The sequence below is a fragment of the Ochrobactrum sp. RH2CCR150 genome (assembly GCA_014138095.1).
Taxonomy (GTDB): domain Bacteria; phylum Pseudomonadota; class Alphaproteobacteria; order Rhizobiales; family Rhizobiaceae; genus Brucella; species Brucella gambitense.
This window is the reverse complement of sequence record JACGXE010000002.1, coordinates 714,113-730,162: the sequence shown is the minus strand read 5'-3', so window position 1 is coordinate 730,162 and position 16,050 is coordinate 714,113. Positions and strand designations below refer to the sequence as shown.

Genomic DNA, 16,050 nt, shown 5'->3' with positions numbered 1-16,050 from the left:
AAAGAGGCGGGGAGCCGAAGCTCACCCGCCTGAACCATGCAAGAGGTCGAGAATTGCATGGTTATTCTATTGGGTATCCGTCAACTCCGAACGTCACCACCGTCTGACCGAGCTCTTCGCGGCTTTTCACGCGGTCATGGCATGGCGCGCAGAGGCTTTGGAGGTTGTCTGGATCGAAGAACAGATATTCGCTTCCCTTGTGGGGTCGGATGTGGTCAACCACCTTTGCCTCCTCTACCTCGTCGCACCGCAAGCAGTAGACGCACAATGGCGACGCATCCAAGTGACGTTGCCGTAGCTTCGTCCATCTCGAAGTCTTGTACATCTTTCTGTACGCAGCAGCTTCGGCGCTACGCTGGTCACGTCTGGCCATGTGGTCCTGTTTGAATTGGTTGCGGCAGGTCGGATTCGAACCGACGATCTTCTGGTTATGAGCCAGACGAGATGACCACTTCTCCACTCCGCATGAATTCAGATGGCGGGGAGCCTACCGCAATAGGCTCAACCCGCCGAACCAGCAGCCGGAGGAGAAACGGCGCTGGATTGAGAAGGCCCAGACATAATACCGGACAAGCCGACAGCAGAGGTTTGGGCGCTGTTTTGGAAAGTTACGCCCGGTTCAGCGGTTGCACCCAACTGCAACATGACCGAGCGTCCGTCGCCTCGCGCACGGAACAGTGCGGGGCAACCGCATAGCGGTTGAACCCCTTCACTATACTCCGCACGAGATCGCGGAATACCTACCTACGCAGCATATTTTTTTATTGCAGCCGCTAGATTGTCGTTGGCAGCAAGCAGTGCTTTACGCCCACCGCTGCGCTTGTCGGCATAATGGCGAGACTGCCCTGCTGCTATACCGACATCCGTGTAATTCGCCGCCTCAAGTGCAGTATCCAGAACGTCGCGGTCCCTATCCTTCAACTCTTGAAGCGCTTCAAACCAAAAGTCGCGATCGATCATTGCAGACAGTGTATCTTCCCACGATTCATCTCCTCCTCCGGCACACGTTGTCTTGCGCATACCGAGGAAACTGTCCGCCGCCTTTGGCGACCCACACGGAAGCCCCTTTGGATATCGAGTATAGGTAACCTTCTCCATGTCGGTATTTGCGTAAGCCTCAGCGAGAATACGGGCGGATTCTTCAGCGCTGTAATCCGTACCATTTCGGCGCTTGCCGGATGGAATATATCGATGCGGCAGTGTTCCAAGCATATCTTCGAAATAGTGATTGCTGGCCTTGGTATCCTTCGGATCAGCTCCGCCACCCGACGCACGATCTGGTTTATCTTTCATGCCGAGCATGGCACCCGCTGGCATGCGTATGTCGGCCTGAATAACTTCACCGTCGATGCCGAGGACATATCCAACTTCAGTCTGGTTACCGTCACTGAACCGCAGCTTACCTATGCGGATGATCTGTCCACGCTCGTTCTTCTCGATATCATCAGTAGCTACACTCTGCATGATGGCTTGCACTGACGGTGTTTGTCGCCAGTCCCGCTCATAACGCATGTCGGCAACTTCCTCCGGGTCATTGTCATTCGCACCAGGCGCAACAGACCAATTCGTCTGCAACGGTTCTCGCTGACCTTCTGGGCGGTTGCGATACGTCATAAGCGCCTTTAACTGCTCTGCGAGCGATCCGTGTCTCATGTTCTTCATGCTGCTTTCCCCTTCTCTTGTGTAAGCCACTCCAGAACCGCCATAACGGCCTTGTCAGCGGCTTCTGTCGTCGTCGTGGCCCGAATGACTAGAACCGTGTAGCCAAGCCTCTCCAGCGCTGCGTGGCGGTCTTTCTGGGCTGGTGACAGTCTTCCCTGCCCGACCTTGTTCTCAATCAGCAGCAGGCGACCGTATTCTCCGTAGATCCGAAGGTCGGGTTCACCGCTGGTCATTCCCGTCGCAATTGCCTGAGCCTGAGCTCTTGGCCCTCGCTTGCTGGCGTTCATGTCACCGGCCAGCAAGAACTGGCGCTGGTACTGTGGTAGGCGGCGCAATGTGGAAACCTGTGCCGCCTGTAATTCCCATTCGAGCGGTAAGGCGGGCTTGGTCGTCACCGTCCCATCCTTGGTGGTAATCTTGACGCGGGCGCCGTTGATGCGTGTGATCTGTGTGGTAGTAGACGGTGCGGTAGACGAAGGCGCGCGTGTGCGGCTGCGTGCCATGTGAGCTCCTCGTGTTGATTGCGGTATGCCGTTGGTAGCGGCAAGAGGAGTGTGGAACGTCTCAATAAATGTCGTGTTAATGGACAGGCAGAAAATGAATTACCGAAAAACCGCGGTCGCATTAATTGTCCATTCTGCAACCCCTTTATATACAGACCCCATGAATCTATCTAAAAAGGTACTTATTATATAATACGTTGATGAATGGATTTTAATATATATAGAGAGTTCAAACCATTGATTTCATTGATCTTTTTGACCTGATTTTTATCCATCCAGAACCGATTAAAATCCGGGACAGAATTCGGCGGTCGAATTTAATCCATGGACAGAATTGCCGCGGTGGATGGTTTTTAATCGTCCTATTAAAAACAAAAAAACGGGGCCGAAGCCCCGTCATGTCAGTCCATCCAGACAAGCCGATTTGCAGGTCGCCCTCGCTTGGATTTTGCCTCCTGTTTTATCACCTTCCCAGTGTGAAAGAGCTCCTTCAATATCTCTTCCCGGCGACGTCCCTCGATTGCTTTGCAACGATCGAACAGGCGGCTTTCCGTGATGCCTTTGGTGCCTGCCTTGCGGATTAGCCCCACGATGCGCTTATAGTTCGCCTCACGGTCATTGTCGGCCAATCGCTCTGTCACCTCAGCGATCATTGTTGCTGCGCACGTCCAAGCTACACATGAAGCCCATTCAAAATCGGTTTCGGTTATAACCGGTTCCGTTGGGTCTTTCCCAACCGCAACGATCAGCGCAAGTTTGATCGCGTTTTCAATGATGCGTCGTGCAAACGGTCGGGCTTCTGACGCCAGCAGCTTTTCTCGAGCGTCAATCGAATCCTTGACGGACCTGAAAAGAGCTGTCGCGTCTGGTGTCCATTGAACGATGTACGGTTTGTTTTCTCCATAAGCAGGCACCTGTATATTCATCCCAGACAGATTGCCCCGTTTGGCGGCCACATTAATGCCGGCAACCGATGACATGCGCTCCATCAGAAGATACGGCACCTCGCGAACATCACGGGACGGTTTTAAAGCGTCAGGCTTTTCGCCTGTAACATGGAATAGGATAAGGCGCGGCAGCAGTCCGTCCTCGGCACTTGCGCTACTGAGGGCTGACCAAAATTGTTCCGGTGTCGAAGTGCCGTGAATGCATAGCGTGGGGTTATAAATTCTCTTCGGAGGAACACCGCGATAGGCCGCGCCTTCGAAAAATGTTGACGACGCCGAGTAATAGTCTCGCAGGTCCGTCGAAATTGCCCGCTGATGACTGCCTGCCTTTCGGTCTGTGATATCGCGTATGAAGCCGCCAAATTCATCGATCTGGCAGTTAACCGATGGATGTTTTTCCAGCACCTCACGCAACGCCGACGCTGACATTATCCGCGCGGGGCCGCTATAAGCATCGAATATGCCTTGATCGGCCATGAGTATACGCTTGATCTGCGATCGGGCGTGCTCTTTACCGAAGCCCGATTCCGCCAGTGCAACGGTGTATAGGTTTGGACGTGTATCGCGAGAACCTGTCGAATATCGAGCACCAGCCAACGACGCCAGCAATGGCAACACAGCGGCCATGGCAAGCGTGCGTGATGGCTGTTCCGCGCTTGATACAATCCAGTCAATCATGTCTTCAACCAACCCGCCCGGATATGTCAGACTTTCCAGATCGGCGACAGCTTCCAGCTTGTAGTCAGGAACATCGTCGTCGTCGGCCTCTGGAACCGCCTCGTCTGCACCCGCTGGGTGGTCGCCATCAGTTACATCGTCGTCGTGACGATTGCGATATTTCTCAATAAGTCCGGTCACGCTAACCGGTGGAGTGCTGTCATCATCGTAGAATGACCGTTCAGGAATTTGTCGTGGTTGGCGCATACCAGCAGACAGGCCGTTTTCGATTGTCTTGCAGCACTTGACCCAGTCACGGCCCCACCCACGCGCAACATCCTGCAACAATTGACGCGCCTCATGTTCTGGCAAAGCGCCAGCGCCGACAAGAGTGCCCAGAGAAAACGCTGCCGCGTTCAAACGATTATTGCGCCCAGCACCCATCGGCACAGACGCAGTTTCTTCTAACTCCAGTTGAATTGCGCGATCGATATAAGCGTCGTTGCTCCCGCGGTCATAGGTGTAATCCGCACCGGTCGATGCGGGCGCCTTTGGCAAAACGAGGTCCAGCAGCCATTGCGGGGCATCTGCTAAAGGAGGCAGCCCAGGGCCGGAATAGTCCACCCATTTGTAGGTACGCCCATCTTCCATCATACTACCGGGAGCGACGACGTACCCACCCGATCCACGAACATCCAGCCCAGCGCCAAGTCTGCCACGGTTGCGAACGCCCGGCACATATTTGAAATAACGATGCTCTCCGCCGCCAGCAGTGCGAGCGGTTGCGGTTCTCGGGAGCGGGCCGAACTTATCTTCAAGGACGGCTAGCGTCTCGAACCCGTCGATAATCTCGCCGTTCTCATCCTTATGCACATCGACGTCGAGCACCCACGCGCCCAACTGTTCGCCGGTCGGGATGCCAACCATAGCGCCCGGATTGCGATCCCAAAGAATATTCGTCACGCGGAGGTTTTTCGTGGCGCCCTTAAACCCGTTACTTAAAAGCGGCGTTTTGGCTTTCAGAACAACAATTTCGCCCGTTTCTTCGTCAAATTCGTTGGTTTCCTCGTCTTTCGCCCGACATGGGAAAACCGGGATATCGGCAGCGATATAGGCAAGTGCGAGATCACGAGACAGATCAGATGCGATAGTCATGTTCATGCTGCCCTCTTCTGTTCGGATTTGCGACGCGCGCGATCAAGTGCGCGGATGACGACCTGCGATGTGGATACAGTCGGTTCGTCAACTGTCCATTGCGTGACGCTGCCGGCTTTGCGCCATGCGTCCGTTACGAAAGCTGTATCTACAACCGTGAGCGCGTCCTGCATGTCGTCAAACGAGTATTCTGCCCCGCGTGGTGGAACAGCGTGGATGCCGATTGGCAAAACTGCTCCCTGCATTTCCAAGGGCGCCATGCCGAGTAAAAGAACCTGGTGCTTGCGGGAATGAGACAGTGCTTTATCGTAGGAAGATAGCTGAGCGGCATCGTCAAGGCCTCTATTTACAGCGTCAATATAGGCCGTCAGGTCTACCGGCTTGACCTCGACCAGAACATTCGTCAGGGACGTTCTCAGCAAGAAATCCGGCACCCATCCTTCAAGGTCGAATGGTTCGTAATCCCATTTTAACCCGACGAGATCGAAAAATGCCGCCCAACGGGACTCGAGGCGCGAACGAAAGTTAACGCCAGCGTATTCTGTGGGGATGGCTTTGATGGTATATTCCATGAAATTCCTATTGATGGAGAAAGAGCCATGGCAGAAGCTCGGTACGATACATTTGAAATGTACGACGGGGTCTGGGCCGTGATTGATGTGCAAACTGGCGATGCCGCGGAGGTTAACGGCGTCAAACAGATCGGCCTTGAATGGGAGCAAGCCGACGATCTGGCCGACTTGCTGAATTATCTTCAAGCGCAGCGCGAAGCAGCTACGCTGCAGTGATTGTCGAGCATGGGGACGGTTGCGACGGCGGCAACTTGCGATGTGTTAACCATGTCTGTAATCATAGATTTCAATCGATTCGAACCTTGAAAGGACTGGGATGAGCAGATCAACATTGAAGGGTGGGCGGTACATCGGCGGACGATACAAAGCGTCAAACGGAATTAACGACACCTGGTCAGTGTTAGATCAGCAAGTTCAAAAGCCAGTCGAAATGGGCGTACGGCAAGCGGTAGGGATGAACTACCGCGATGCCAAGGAACTGAGCGATTTGCTTAACTCGCTAGAAGATCGACGTCAGGCCTGCTGAGATAGTTATCGTTGGCGGCCGTGACTGGCATCAGGCTTGCAATGCGCTTACCCAACCACTTGAATTTTGGGACGGCCCAACTATTGCCGAGCGACTTATAACGTGGCCCATCTGGACTATCTGGCCTCCCTCTCCATGGGATATTTGTATATCCGTCTGGGAAGCCTTGCAGGCGCTCGCATTCTGTCGGCGTTAGGCGACGAACGGCCCAACCATGTTGAAGATATGTCTGCTGCTTCATTCCAGCATCCGCCGCCAAAGCTCCAGCGATCTGGCCATCACCATTAATCATCCGCACTTCGTCGCGCGTATTTTGGGCGAAGGCGACGGGTGCCAACACGTGCGGCTTATCCGCGCCGCCTTGGCTTGCACGCAATGCGAACGACACATCATCGCCCATTTCAGCCGTTGACCCGTCTTCGCGACCACGCAACGCAACAGACACCGGAACAATCGGCGTCCCGCGCCCGGTTCCGTCCTCGCTGGCGTCGAAGCCTTCGCCGCGCAAGGAATGAGCCACATATGTTTCGAGCGTGTCGTCGTGGCTGCTGTTGCCCTTGGCCAGCAACGGGTGCGCAACCATCGTTTCGGTTTCGTAGTCCTGCCTGCCCATACCACCAGCATTCAGGCAGTGCGCAACGTCACCGGTCGATGAAATCAAGCCGCCGTCGAGATCGAAGTCGGTTCCAAGTCCGCCACCGCCTGTAGGGCGCGCGCTAATTGTTGGGGCAACGTTTTGCCCCGCTTCTCTGCTCGGCGGAGTATCCCGGCACATGCTTTCTGGCTCAAATAAAACCGCTGCGGGATCCGCCCCGTTTCCAAAATCTGCGACAACGATGACACGCTTGCGTCGTTGGGCCAGTCCGAAAAATTGGGCATCTTTGACAGCCCACGCGGCCCGTCCTTTCGGTCCAGAAACCATACCGTAACTCGTCCATCGCTTTGTCGGCACGATGGGATCATCTGCTCCCACAAGCCCGGCAAGGAAACATCCGAATGCGTTGTCTTTGGTTGAGAGGACGCCGGGGACATTCTCCCAGATGACGTTCCGAAGTCCATTTCCTGCTGCAAGCTCATGCGCAAGCTCCACGAATGATAGTGTTAGATTACCACGCTCATCTTCGAGCGAACGGCGTGCGCCAGCGATAGAGAAGGCCTGGCAAGGCGTCCCTCCGCAAAGAATGTCGACACGCCCAAGCGTTGTGGTGTCGATCTCGGTGAAATCTCCAAGGTTCGGCACGTCTGGATAATGGTGAGCCAGCACGGCAGACGGAAACTTCTCGATTTCGCTAAAAGCCACCGCCTGCCATCCGAGTGGCTTCCAAGCAACCGAAGCCGCTTCGATCCCGCTGCACACGGAGAGGAAGCGGAGAGCATTGTTGTCGTTGTCGTGTTTCATCAGAATGGAGCTTCGCTTAGGGCCGCACGCATCCCTCGCCCGCAGCCTTCCCACGCGGCCTTCACGAGCATGCGCGCTTCGAGTTCGTCCATTTCCTTAAGGTCGGTTTTGCCAATCTCCTGTAGGTACCCCCCAACCGCCTCCACGCCCGTATCAAGGGCGCGAAGCTCGTACGGGTCCAACCGCCTGCGGTGCCGAATATGCTCGGCAATGTCGGCGCATTCCTTGCACAGCCAGCGGATCGGCTCGCGGTCTGCCTGCACGCCGAGACCTACGGCGTGGCGGGCGCAGACGTGGCAGATGTCGGCGTCAGGCTGCATGTTGCTCTCCCGTATTTATTTTAACTTCATGTTGAGAAGACGTGTTATGGTGAGCGACTTCAAGCGAACCTCTCCAATACGGACGCTTGAAAGCCTCTCCCTCGAGAGGATATTGGGCCGGGGCGCTGCCGGGATGGCTGTGCCCCCGGTCTTTTTGACGAAAACGGTAGCGGATCGTCATGCGGCGTCTCCGAAAAGTCTGGCCTGTAAGGGAGGCTGGTTGTCATTCGCCGGTTGCACATTCGCGGCAACGGTGCCAGACAACGCCTTTCGCGCCAAGGCGATAGGCTCCCAAGCCGGCTTCAATGCTGTGCCCCATCCTAGCCATTCGCGAGCTTCGTCGGTAATGGGTTCACCCTTCTCAGTGCGCTCATACTCGGTGCCTTTAGCAACCTGACCCACAGTTTTATCCTTGATTGCACCGGCTTTCCCGCGCCAGAAGCCGGCACTTTTGTCAATTTGCTTTGCAACATCATGGCTTTTGGGAAAACCCGATCCATATAGCCAGCCGAGTTGGTCGCGGATTTCAAATCCAGCGTCCTCGATCGCCGCAGCCATGCGATGATACGTGCGCGTGCCGCTGAATGCGACGACGTGCCCACCGGGCTTCAAAACCCGCAGGCACTCTCGCCAAAACTCCTCGCTGAACGCGACTTCACCGGTATCCCACGTCTTGCCCATGAAGCCAGCAGATGCTCGCTGATAAGCCTCGTTACCCTTTGCGGGCGCTCTCCCGGGCTTGCCGAAGCGCTTCACAATGCTGACGAGTGCGTAAGGTGGGTCAGTGACGATGCTGTCGATAGAGTTGTCTGCGAGCGACCGCAGAACGTCTCTGCAATCGGCTTGATAAAGGCTCGCGTCGCCGACGATTGCGCACGGCGCAATAGCTGGCGCATCAGCAATATTGCTCATGTCATCTCCTCGTGTTTCGTGGTGGTAACCCGCCAGTTGGTGGCTGGCGGGGTGTAGCCTTAGAGGTTCAGTTCTCTCTTGATTACTTCAATCGCTTCCTGTGGCGCCCTAATATATGCTTCTTCCAAGGAATATAGGTTTGAGCCTTCTACATCTTTCCGGCCCTGACCCATTTTGTTAACCCAGTGGTATTCAACTTGATAAGTGCCATCGTCAGCGTGAACGAGATACCAGCGATCCACATACTGCCCTGAATTGCCACCGGATTTAGAATATATCTCTATCTTGCGCACGACTTATTCCTTCATTCAGCAACGCGCTTCAAAGGTACCGATAAGTTATTTCACCATCAAGCGGCTACGTTGACGCTCACCTCGCCACTCTCTCATCCCAGACCCTGAACCCCGGCACCTGACGCATCCCGGCGCGCACGGTTTCCTCGGCCATCGACTGCACCAGTTCCTTGAATCGCTCCGGCGCTCGGCCATATGCCCAATCCAGCGCCTTGCCTTCATCTTCCAGCGTGCAGCGCCAGATCGTGCGCAGACCCGTGCCCGTGGTTGCTGATCGATCTTCGCGCTTAGCCCAACGGTCGGCTTTCTTCGCCTCGGTAAGCAGTTCTTCGGCTTTCTCACGCTCTTCGAGATTGCCTGCGCTGGCTCGCATGGCTTCCTGTGCTTCCCGCGCAATGCGATCTGCCTCTTCACGAGCAGCACGTGCGGCAGCTTCTTTCTCAGCAACAAGCTTATTGCGCCACGGGGTCAGTAAGGTTTGCAGCGTCTCCTTGCCGAGAACGACCTTGCCTTTGACCGATTTCGTATTGCCGATCAGCTTGTTGTAACGGTCCTGTATCTCCGCCTTCGCATCGTCATGCGGCTTCGCTTCATCCTTGCGAGCATCGTCCGCACGCTTCCCGGCCTCATGAAGCTTGTCGTGCAGTTCGGTGATCGCATCGGCAATTGCCTGGTTGGCGATCGCTTCGCCGTCCGCGAAATTCTTTGCCTCATCGAACAGTTCTTCGATTTCCTGCTTGACGGTCTCGTACGCAGAAAGCGGAGGTCTATTGTGACCAATAGGCGCCGGGTTATACGGGTCGTAATTCTCCGTCATTGTTGCTCCTCGTGTTTTGGTGGTAGGTTGGTTAGTCCAGTATTCACTCTAACACGCCTCGCGGCGCATCCCGTTAATGGCTCTACGTTTTACTGCCAGAATAATTAGGGCCGACCTGCCCGTACAAAGTGATGCCCCAGTCTTCGTCATATTGTTTGGCAATACCCCGCACCAATTCATCTTCTTTGACAGGTTCGACGCCATAAAGCGTCAAATCTTCTAGAGGTAATTGTATTTCGCCAGTCCGATGGTTTCTGGCGACTACTACCAGATGTGAACTACTCATCTTCCCTCCCCTTAAAACGGAATATCGTCATCTAGAATTTCAGCCAGCCCGGCCGATATCCGCCCATAATTCTCCGCCGGCTCATTATCATTGCCAGCCTCGGGCACATTGTCATTCGCAGCGCCCGCAATAGCGTCGACCACTTCCCAGTATTTGCCGTTGGGCTTCACGACGATTTCACCCGTGGGCAGCAATTCGTTCTGGCGCTCCATGAATTCGAGCACAGTTTTCGGGAACGGCGCTTCTCCGCCATGCCTTCGCCACCACCTGTCAGACTTCGACTTAAAGAAGCCGGTATGGGCTGGGCCGAGCCATTCGTTGATTGGCGACATACCAACCCAGTAAGACACCTTCACGCTGTCCTGCTTCCCGCCCTTTCCTTCGTGGTATGCGAAGGTACGCCGTTCCACCTGGTGAGTGCTGGCGTTGTCTTTCGACAACATCGGCACGTCTTCGGCCTGCGCAGATATCTTCGGCGTTTCATCGACCGGGAATTCGTATCCGCAATCCGGGCATGTGTGCAGCGACGCATGGATTAGCGAGCCGCAGCCCACTAGACCACGATCGTCAGGATCTTGCGGACATTGCTTCACGGGCGCTTCCCCGTCACCTTTCCTCATCCCGGGCGGCGTGACAGCATCGATAGGACCGTGCTTACGAACAACGCCAGCAAAGTCCAGAAAGAGGCAGTTCTCCTTGCCCGGATAAAGCCGCAAGCCACGCCCCGCCATCTGGACATAAAGGCCCGCTGATAAGGTCGGGCGACAAAACGCGACCAGATCGATGATCGGCAGGTTTGTTCCCGTCGTCAGCACTGAATTGTTCGTCAGTGCGCGGATCTTGCCAGCCTTGAAGTCAGCAAGAATTCGGTCGCGCTCGCCGGTTGGAGTGTCGCCGGTCACGGTTTCGCAACTAAATCCCCGGCTGCGAATTTCGTCCCGCATATGCCGGGCATGTTCAACGCCGCTGCAAAAGCACAGCCAAGCCTTACGCTCAGCGCCCGATGCGGTGCCGTATGTGACGATCTCGTCGACCACGGAAGCGGTGATTTCGTCCTTGTCGATGGCCGCCTGTAGCGCGTTCTGCTTGTAGTCGCCGCCCTGTTTACCGACGCCCGACAGGTCGAAGGCGGTTGCCATGCCTTTTGAAATAGGACGGCAGAGATACCCCTCCTCGATCATCTCGCCAATCGGCTTTTCAAAGCAGATGGCGTCGAAAAGCGCGCCGTCACCTTCCGTCAAAAGCCCCTCGCCTAAGCGATAAGGCGTGGCTGTGAGGCCGACCAGCTTTAGGTCAGGGTTGATGGCGCGCAGGCCTTCAATCAGCTTGCCGTACTGCGTTTCCGAATTGCGTGGCATTAGGTGTGCCTCATCGACCAAGACAACGTCGATATGGCCGATCTGCTCCGCCTTGTTTGCTATCGTCTGTACACCTCCGAAAACGATCTGCGCCTTCGCATCCCGCCGTCCTACCCCTGCCGAAAATATTCCCGCCGGAGCGAAAGGCCAGATGTTCAAAAGCTCCTGGTAATTCGACAGGATCAGCTCGCGTACATGCGTCACGACAAGCACGCGCATGTCGGGCCAGCCTTCGATCAGCTCCTTGCAAATCGTACCCAGCACGAGGCTCTTGCCGCCGCCCGTCGGAAGCACGATAAGAGGCGAGCCGGGTTGTTCGCGCCAGTAGTCATACAGGCCGTCAACCGCGGCGCGTTGATAATCTCTGAGTTGAAGCACTGCTTCCGTCCTTACTATTTTCTTGGTGGTGGCGGCGTTGTGCAAAATTCTGGTTCCTCAGGTGGCAACACGCCAACATGGAAAACCCAGTAGTATTCGCCGTTGAAGTAAGTTGGCTGGCGTCGTCGCCATACATGCTCCAACCAAACCCACCTGCCGTCATCAGTCTGCGTGGGGAAAAGACAGAATTTGCGATGCCACTGCATCGTACGTTCGCGCCATTGCGCTTCGGTTTCACCTTGCCAGATCAAGCCACCTCTCCCCTCACCCCATCTACCCAAATCTCACCCGTCGCCAGTCTGTACGTAACCGTCTCCGCAACCTCGTCAGCATCGATCTGCTCGCCATTTATCAGCCCCGGAAGATAGAGGTGAGCCGGGCAACCGTCGCGCTGCTCGTCGATCGACAATGGCTTGTTCCAGCGTGCGCATGACATATGGCAATCACCGCCATGTTCAGGCTGGACGTGAAGGCAGGTGCGGCAGTTGACGCGCGGTTGCACACCTTCGTGGCAAACACCTCTGTGCTTGCAGAACATGCAGCCGAAGAACTCCGGATCTTCGCTAATCCGGCTGGGCGGCTCATCCGAAAACACGATGCGTTCGCAGCGTGCCAGCAGTCGAAGGCAGAATTCAACGTCGTATTCGATGCGCTCTGCATAAAGCGTGTCGGTGTTCTTGCACGAAGCCAGATACAGGCAGCGAGTCAGGCCGAAAGCCTGCATCCCGAGCTGGCACTGGGCGTAGTGCAATGGCTTTGCCTTCTGGCAGCCGTGCTTCTGTAGTTCCTTGATACCCTTCTCGTTGCTCGACTTAAATTCCAGCAGGTGTTCGGTTTTCGGGGCTTCTGGCACGCCCATGGCTTTGCCGTCGCACTTGCCGCGAACGAACCCCGATATCAGCCTGATTTTGTCCTGCTGCCCGTATACGTCGACGCCGATGCGTTCGAGGTCGGCGACCAAGCGATCTTCCTCGATATTGCCGGTGGCGAACAGCCGAAGCTGGCGACCCGAATGAACCTCGTGCGCTGATACCCAGCGGAAGCCGTACCACAAGGCTCTGTCACATTCGGTGCCCGCCTCGCCCACGCTGATGCCCCACGAGTCCCAGGACTTAGCCTGGGCCTCGTAAGCTTGATAAATGGCACGGACCGTGCTGGATTCGGCTTTTGGGAGGGGTGCCATTATGCACCCCCGAATAGTGGAGACGAGGCCAACGCCGAAGGATGGCCGCGTTGGTCTCCGTCACGAACGTAGGTGGTCCAAATTTCACGGCCGTCACGCGTAACCGGATGCATCTCAGAAACAGTGAAATCGACATCGTCAATTTCGTCGGCGTCGATTTCAAAATCGTCACGTTCGACTTCGGCCCACGTCAATTCTTCTGCTTCCTCTTTCGAGGAAGCTTCGATTGTTTTGCTACTGCGACCGTGGAAGGTGTAGTTGATAATGAAACGGGCCATTAGGAAATCACCTCCAACTCGCGCAACAGGCATCTGACGAATGGCATCAAGCTGGATGCCTCGTGGATTTCGACTTCGTATTCGCCATCTTCTGAAAACGCGATTTCGGTAACGCCTTCATGGCGCAGCGCATATTCAACGGCGTTGAAGATTGCGGGTTCATCGAGCCGTTTTTTGGTTGGCGCCATCCCCTACACCCTCATCGGCATAAGCACGCCCGTCCACTCGCCCTCGCCCTTGACGACGGCAGGCGAGCCTGCATCGCCGAGAGCAAAGCGCACGTTTGCTTCATCCAACGCGCCAAGCATGTCGTTGACGTACCGGGCGTTAAAGCCGATTTCCAAAGGCTCGCCTTCGAACTCAATCGAAACCTCATCGCTGGCCTTGTCAGCCAGCATCAGTCGGAGCACATCGCCGACTGCGAATTTTACGGCGCGAGATTTGTCGTCCGCAACCGCGGCGACACGCTCGACCGCCTTCATGAGCGCCTGCCGATCGACGGCAAGCACGTTGCTATTACCGGCTGGAATGACACGCACATAATCAGGAAACGTGCCGTCGATCAGCTTGGAAGTGATAACCGTCGAGCCAGACGTGACGCGCACCTTGTTTTGGGACAGTTCGACCGTAACAGCACCTTTCGGCAGTAAACCCACGAGCTTGCGCGGCAGTATAGCGCCGTAGTCCAAATCACCGGCAGGGCCGACATTTCGCATAAGCCGGTGCCCGTCTGTTGCTACAGCAACCAATCGGTCGTCGACGGCATGCAGATAGACGCCATTGAGGTAATAACGGGCTTCTTCCGTGGAGATTGCGTGCACACACGGCGCAACAAGCGCGGCCAGATCGAGCTCAAGCGTCGTGTCGAACTTCCCTGCACTGAAGGACGGAAAGTCTTGAGCGGGCAAAACGTCGAGCTTATACTGGCTGCGACCAGATGCGACCGTAAGGCGACCTCCATCTAAGGCAAGCGATATGTCGCCCGTCGCGCGCTTTGCGATGTCCGCAAGCATCTTGCCGGGAACGGTAACGCTGCCCGGCTGGCAGTCGAGCACCGGCAGACTGGTCGTAATCTCCACGTCCAGATCGGTGCCGGTGAGGCGCAACTGGCCGTCCTCAACAGCCAAGAGCACGTTGGCGAGAATAGGAATCGTGTTGCGGTTTTCGATGGCGCGCGTGACGGTCGCCAAGGCGTGCGCGAGCTGTGAGCGGTCAATGCTGACTCTCATCAAAGTCTCCTCGTGTGAAGGATGGTTGGTTTTCGCCCGCCGTTAAGCCCACATGCTGCAAAGCAGCCATTTAGGCTCCGCGCTCTCAATGCCGCGCGCCGCGCACCATTCCTTGAACGCCTCAATCTGTGTGGCTGAAACATCCAGAGTTTTAATTTCTTTTGGGTATCCGCGAGATGCGACAGTTTCAGTGCCCCGAACGGACAAAACGTACATGGTATAGTCGAGCGAACAGTGCATCGTCATATCCGCGGGGCAGGATTCGCGGGCGTCTTTTCGAACCTTATAATCGGCGCCTGAAAGGCCGTTCAGATTGTCAACGTACTCGTCAAAGTCGTCAAAATCGCCCAAAAATTCTGGTGTTTGGTCCTCTTCTTTCAGCTGAATGCCAAAAACAAGAATTGCGTCGGTTGACTGTCCCATTCTAAGTCTCCTCGTGTTTGGTGGTAGAAGGCGCGGTTGGTAGCCGCGCCTGTTGGGTTTAGGCGGCGCAGATAGACAGGAAGTCGTCCTTGGCAGCGGTGCGTAACTTCTCGGAAAGCCTCTTGTCGGCAAATTCATGTGTCCATACAGGACGGCCAGAACCTTCTCTGCATATCCATGAATGTCACTAAATGGACCTGCTGCGATTCCTGTATAGGCGCCGATGATGGCGGCTTGCTCTTTCGTCAGCTTGGGTATCGTCATGTTTTCCTCCTCAGGCGGCCAAAGGCCAGCCGTCCTCGTCGAGTTCAGGCAGGACGAATTCGACGCCGTTGAGGTTTGCGATATGCGCTAGCAACGCTTCTGCAGTGCCCGGCATATTGTCATTCGCAGGCTGCACCCATGGCTCGCTTTCGGCGTCGTCGACAGTAAGGGCATCAATCGCCGCCTCGATGGAGAACGGCTTGTCCTCGTTGCCGAGAACAACCTTGTCGCCGTAAGAGCCGCCAATCTGGTCTTTCAGATCGTCCCATGTGTCGATTTTCACGCCACGAACAGCCAGCGCGATCTTCATCATATCGCCTTTGCCGATCGTGTAACCGCGCTGCTGGTATTTCAGAACGCGTGTTGATGAAGCCAGCGGATATCGCGTTCCAGTGTTGAATTTCAGGAACCGCTGGCTGTTGTGTTTCAGAAAGTCTGGATGAAAAACAAAGCCGGAGTCGGGATGCTTTTCGCCGACGGTGACGAATTCTGCTCCCTTCCATTCGGATCGCTGGCCCGTGTCCAAGTCCACTGCGCCCATGCAGACGGTGAAATCGAATGCCTTGAAGATATCTTCGGCAGTCGGAAAGAAGTCGAAATACATCAACTGGGCGATATTGTTGCTTTGGTCGGCAAACGTCACGGCCCGCTTGCTAGCAGCGACGCACCATAGGCCTTCCTCATATGCGTCATAAACAGCGCGCTCAAACGCCCGGCGTGATTTGAAGTAAAGATCAACGTCATTGATCTTCGCCCCGGTGAAAACGCTCGTCACAGCGCCGCCAGCTACAAACGCGCCGTCAAAGCGTATTGGCAGCGCGGCATCGATCTGTCTGCGCTCCGCTTCATAAGCCATGCGTATCTCCTCGTGTTCGGATCGGTAAGGTG

At 55.6% G+C, this 16,050-nt stretch carries 19 protein-coding genes and 1 tRNA gene; 1 reads left to right on the top strand and 19 read right to left on the bottom strand.

The window, feature by feature from the left end; genetic code table 11:
• Positions 1 to 61 precede the first annotated feature (61 nt).
• The 6 genes from FHW03_RS07150 to FHW03_RS07125 all read right to left on the bottom strand — a co-directional run bounded on the left by FHW03_RS07150 (position 62) and on the right by FHW03_RS07125 (position 5,496).
• Positions 62 to 325 carry an HNH endonuclease gene (locus FHW03_RS07150; protein WP_377514374.1) on the bottom strand — a complete coding sequence of 88 codons (264 nt, stop codon included), beginning with the start codon at positions 323 to 325 and terminating at the stop codon, positions 62 to 64.
• A 64-nt stretch (positions 326 to 389) separates the two neighbouring features.
• Positions 390 to 466, bottom strand: a tRNA-Met gene (locus FHW03_RS07145).
• A gap of 278 nt (positions 467 to 744) precedes the next feature.
• Entirely contained in the window at positions 745 to 1,662 is a 918-nt protein-coding gene (locus FHW03_RS07140; protein WP_377514313.1) for a hypothetical protein, read from the bottom strand.
• Positions 1,659 to 2,165 (bottom strand): VRR-NUC domain-containing protein, encoded by a 507-nt coding sequence (locus tag FHW03_RS07135; RefSeq protein WP_182519979.1) that lies wholly within the window; start codon positions 2,163 to 2,165, stop codon positions 1,659 to 1,661. The genes FHW03_RS07140 and FHW03_RS07135 overlap by 4 nt, the downstream gene beginning before the upstream one ends.
• A gap of 401 nt (positions 2,166 to 2,566) precedes the next feature.
• Positions 2,567 to 4,924 (bottom strand): bifunctional DNA primase/polymerase, encoded by a 2,358-nt coding sequence (locus tag FHW03_RS07130; RefSeq protein WP_377514372.1) that lies wholly within the window; start codon positions 4,922 to 4,924, stop codon positions 2,567 to 2,569.
• A gap of 2 nt (positions 4,925 to 4,926) precedes the next feature.
• On the bottom strand, positions 4,927 to 5,496 hold the full coding sequence (locus FHW03_RS07125; RefSeq protein WP_182519977.1) for a hypothetical protein: 570 nt from the start codon (positions 5,494 to 5,496) through the stop codon (positions 4,927 to 4,929).
• 27 nt (positions 5,497 to 5,523) lie between these two features.
• Here FHW03_RS07125 and FHW03_RS07120 point away from each other — a divergent pair, with 27 nt between their 5' ends.
• Complete coding sequence (locus FHW03_RS07120; RefSeq protein ID WP_182519976.1) at positions 5,524 to 5,712, top strand: hypothetical protein; 189 nt, start codon at positions 5,524 to 5,526, stop codon at positions 5,710 to 5,712.
• 275 nt (positions 5,713 to 5,987) lie between these two features.
• Here FHW03_RS07120 and FHW03_RS07115 read toward each other — a convergent pair whose 3' ends face one another.
• The 13 genes from FHW03_RS07115 to FHW03_RS07055 all read right to left on the bottom strand — a co-directional run bounded on the left by FHW03_RS07115 (position 5,988) and on the right by FHW03_RS07055 (position 16,018).
• Positions 5,988 to 7,421, bottom strand: a complete 1,434-nt coding sequence (locus FHW03_RS07115) for a DNA cytosine methyltransferase (RefSeq protein ID WP_182519975.1) — start codon at positions 7,419 to 7,421, stop codon at positions 5,988 to 5,990.
• On the bottom strand, positions 7,421 to 7,741 hold the full coding sequence (locus FHW03_RS07110; protein ID WP_182519974.1) for a DUF6511 domain-containing protein: 321 nt from the start codon (positions 7,739 to 7,741) through the stop codon (positions 7,421 to 7,423). The genes FHW03_RS07115 and FHW03_RS07110 overlap by 1 nt, the downstream gene beginning before the upstream one ends.
• Before the next feature lie 177 nt (positions 7,742 to 7,918).
• The gene (locus FHW03_RS26030) at positions 7,919 to 8,653 is read right to left on the bottom strand and encodes a DNA methyltransferase (protein ID WP_377514310.1); all 735 of its coding nucleotides are present in this window, start codon (positions 8,651 to 8,653) and stop codon (positions 7,919 to 7,921) included.
• 59 nt (positions 8,654 to 8,712) lie between these two features.
• Positions 8,713 to 8,946 (bottom strand): hypothetical protein, encoded by a 234-nt coding sequence (locus FHW03_RS07100; protein ID WP_182519973.1) that lies wholly within the window; start codon positions 8,944 to 8,946, stop codon positions 8,713 to 8,715.
• 76 nt (positions 8,947 to 9,022) lie between these two features.
• Positions 9,023 to 9,763, bottom strand: coding sequence for a hypothetical protein (locus FHW03_RS07095; protein ID WP_182519972.1), 741 nt, complete (start codon positions 9,761 to 9,763; stop codon positions 9,023 to 9,025).
• Between the two features lie 82 nt (positions 9,764 to 9,845).
• Positions 9,846 to 10,049 carry a hypothetical protein gene (locus tag FHW03_RS07090; protein WP_182519971.1) on the bottom strand — a complete coding sequence of 68 codons (204 nt, stop codon included), beginning with the start codon at positions 10,047 to 10,049 and terminating at the stop codon, positions 9,846 to 9,848.
• Between the two features lie 11 nt (positions 10,050 to 10,060).
• Entirely contained in the window at positions 10,061 to 11,785 is a 1,725-nt protein-coding gene (locus FHW03_RS07085) for a DEAD/DEAH box helicase (protein ID WP_182519970.1), read from the bottom strand.
• 247 nt (positions 11,786 to 12,032) lie between these two features.
• On the bottom strand, positions 12,033 to 12,968 hold the full coding sequence (locus FHW03_RS07080) for an oxidoreductase (protein WP_182519969.1): 936 nt from the start codon (positions 12,966 to 12,968) through the stop codon (positions 12,033 to 12,035).
• Positions 12,968 to 13,246 (bottom strand): hypothetical protein, encoded by a 279-nt coding sequence (locus FHW03_RS07075; protein WP_182519968.1) that lies wholly within the window; start codon positions 13,244 to 13,246, stop codon positions 12,968 to 12,970. The genes FHW03_RS07080 and FHW03_RS07075 overlap by 1 nt, the downstream gene beginning before the upstream one ends.
• Complete coding sequence (locus FHW03_RS07070; RefSeq protein WP_182519967.1) at positions 13,246 to 13,434, bottom strand: hypothetical protein; 189 nt, start codon at positions 13,432 to 13,434, stop codon at positions 13,246 to 13,248. Before FHW03_RS07070 ends, FHW03_RS07075 begins: the two co-directional genes overlap by 1 nt.
• 3 nt (positions 13,435 to 13,437) lie before the next feature.
• Entirely contained in the window at positions 13,438 to 14,475 is a 1,038-nt protein-coding gene (gene dnaN / locus FHW03_RS07065) for a DNA polymerase III subunit beta (RefSeq protein WP_182519966.1), read from the bottom strand.
• Positions 14,476 to 14,517: 42 nt separating this feature from the next.
• On the bottom strand, positions 14,518 to 15,162 hold the full coding sequence (locus tag FHW03_RS07060) for a hypothetical protein (RefSeq protein ID WP_182519965.1): 645 nt from the start codon (positions 15,160 to 15,162) through the stop codon (positions 14,518 to 14,520).
• A 10-nt stretch (positions 15,163 to 15,172) separates the two neighbouring features.
• Positions 15,173 to 16,018, bottom strand: coding sequence for a hypothetical protein (locus FHW03_RS07055; protein WP_182519964.1), 846 nt, complete (start codon positions 16,016 to 16,018; stop codon positions 15,173 to 15,175).
• Between the last annotated feature and the right edge of the window lie 32 nt (positions 16,019 to 16,050).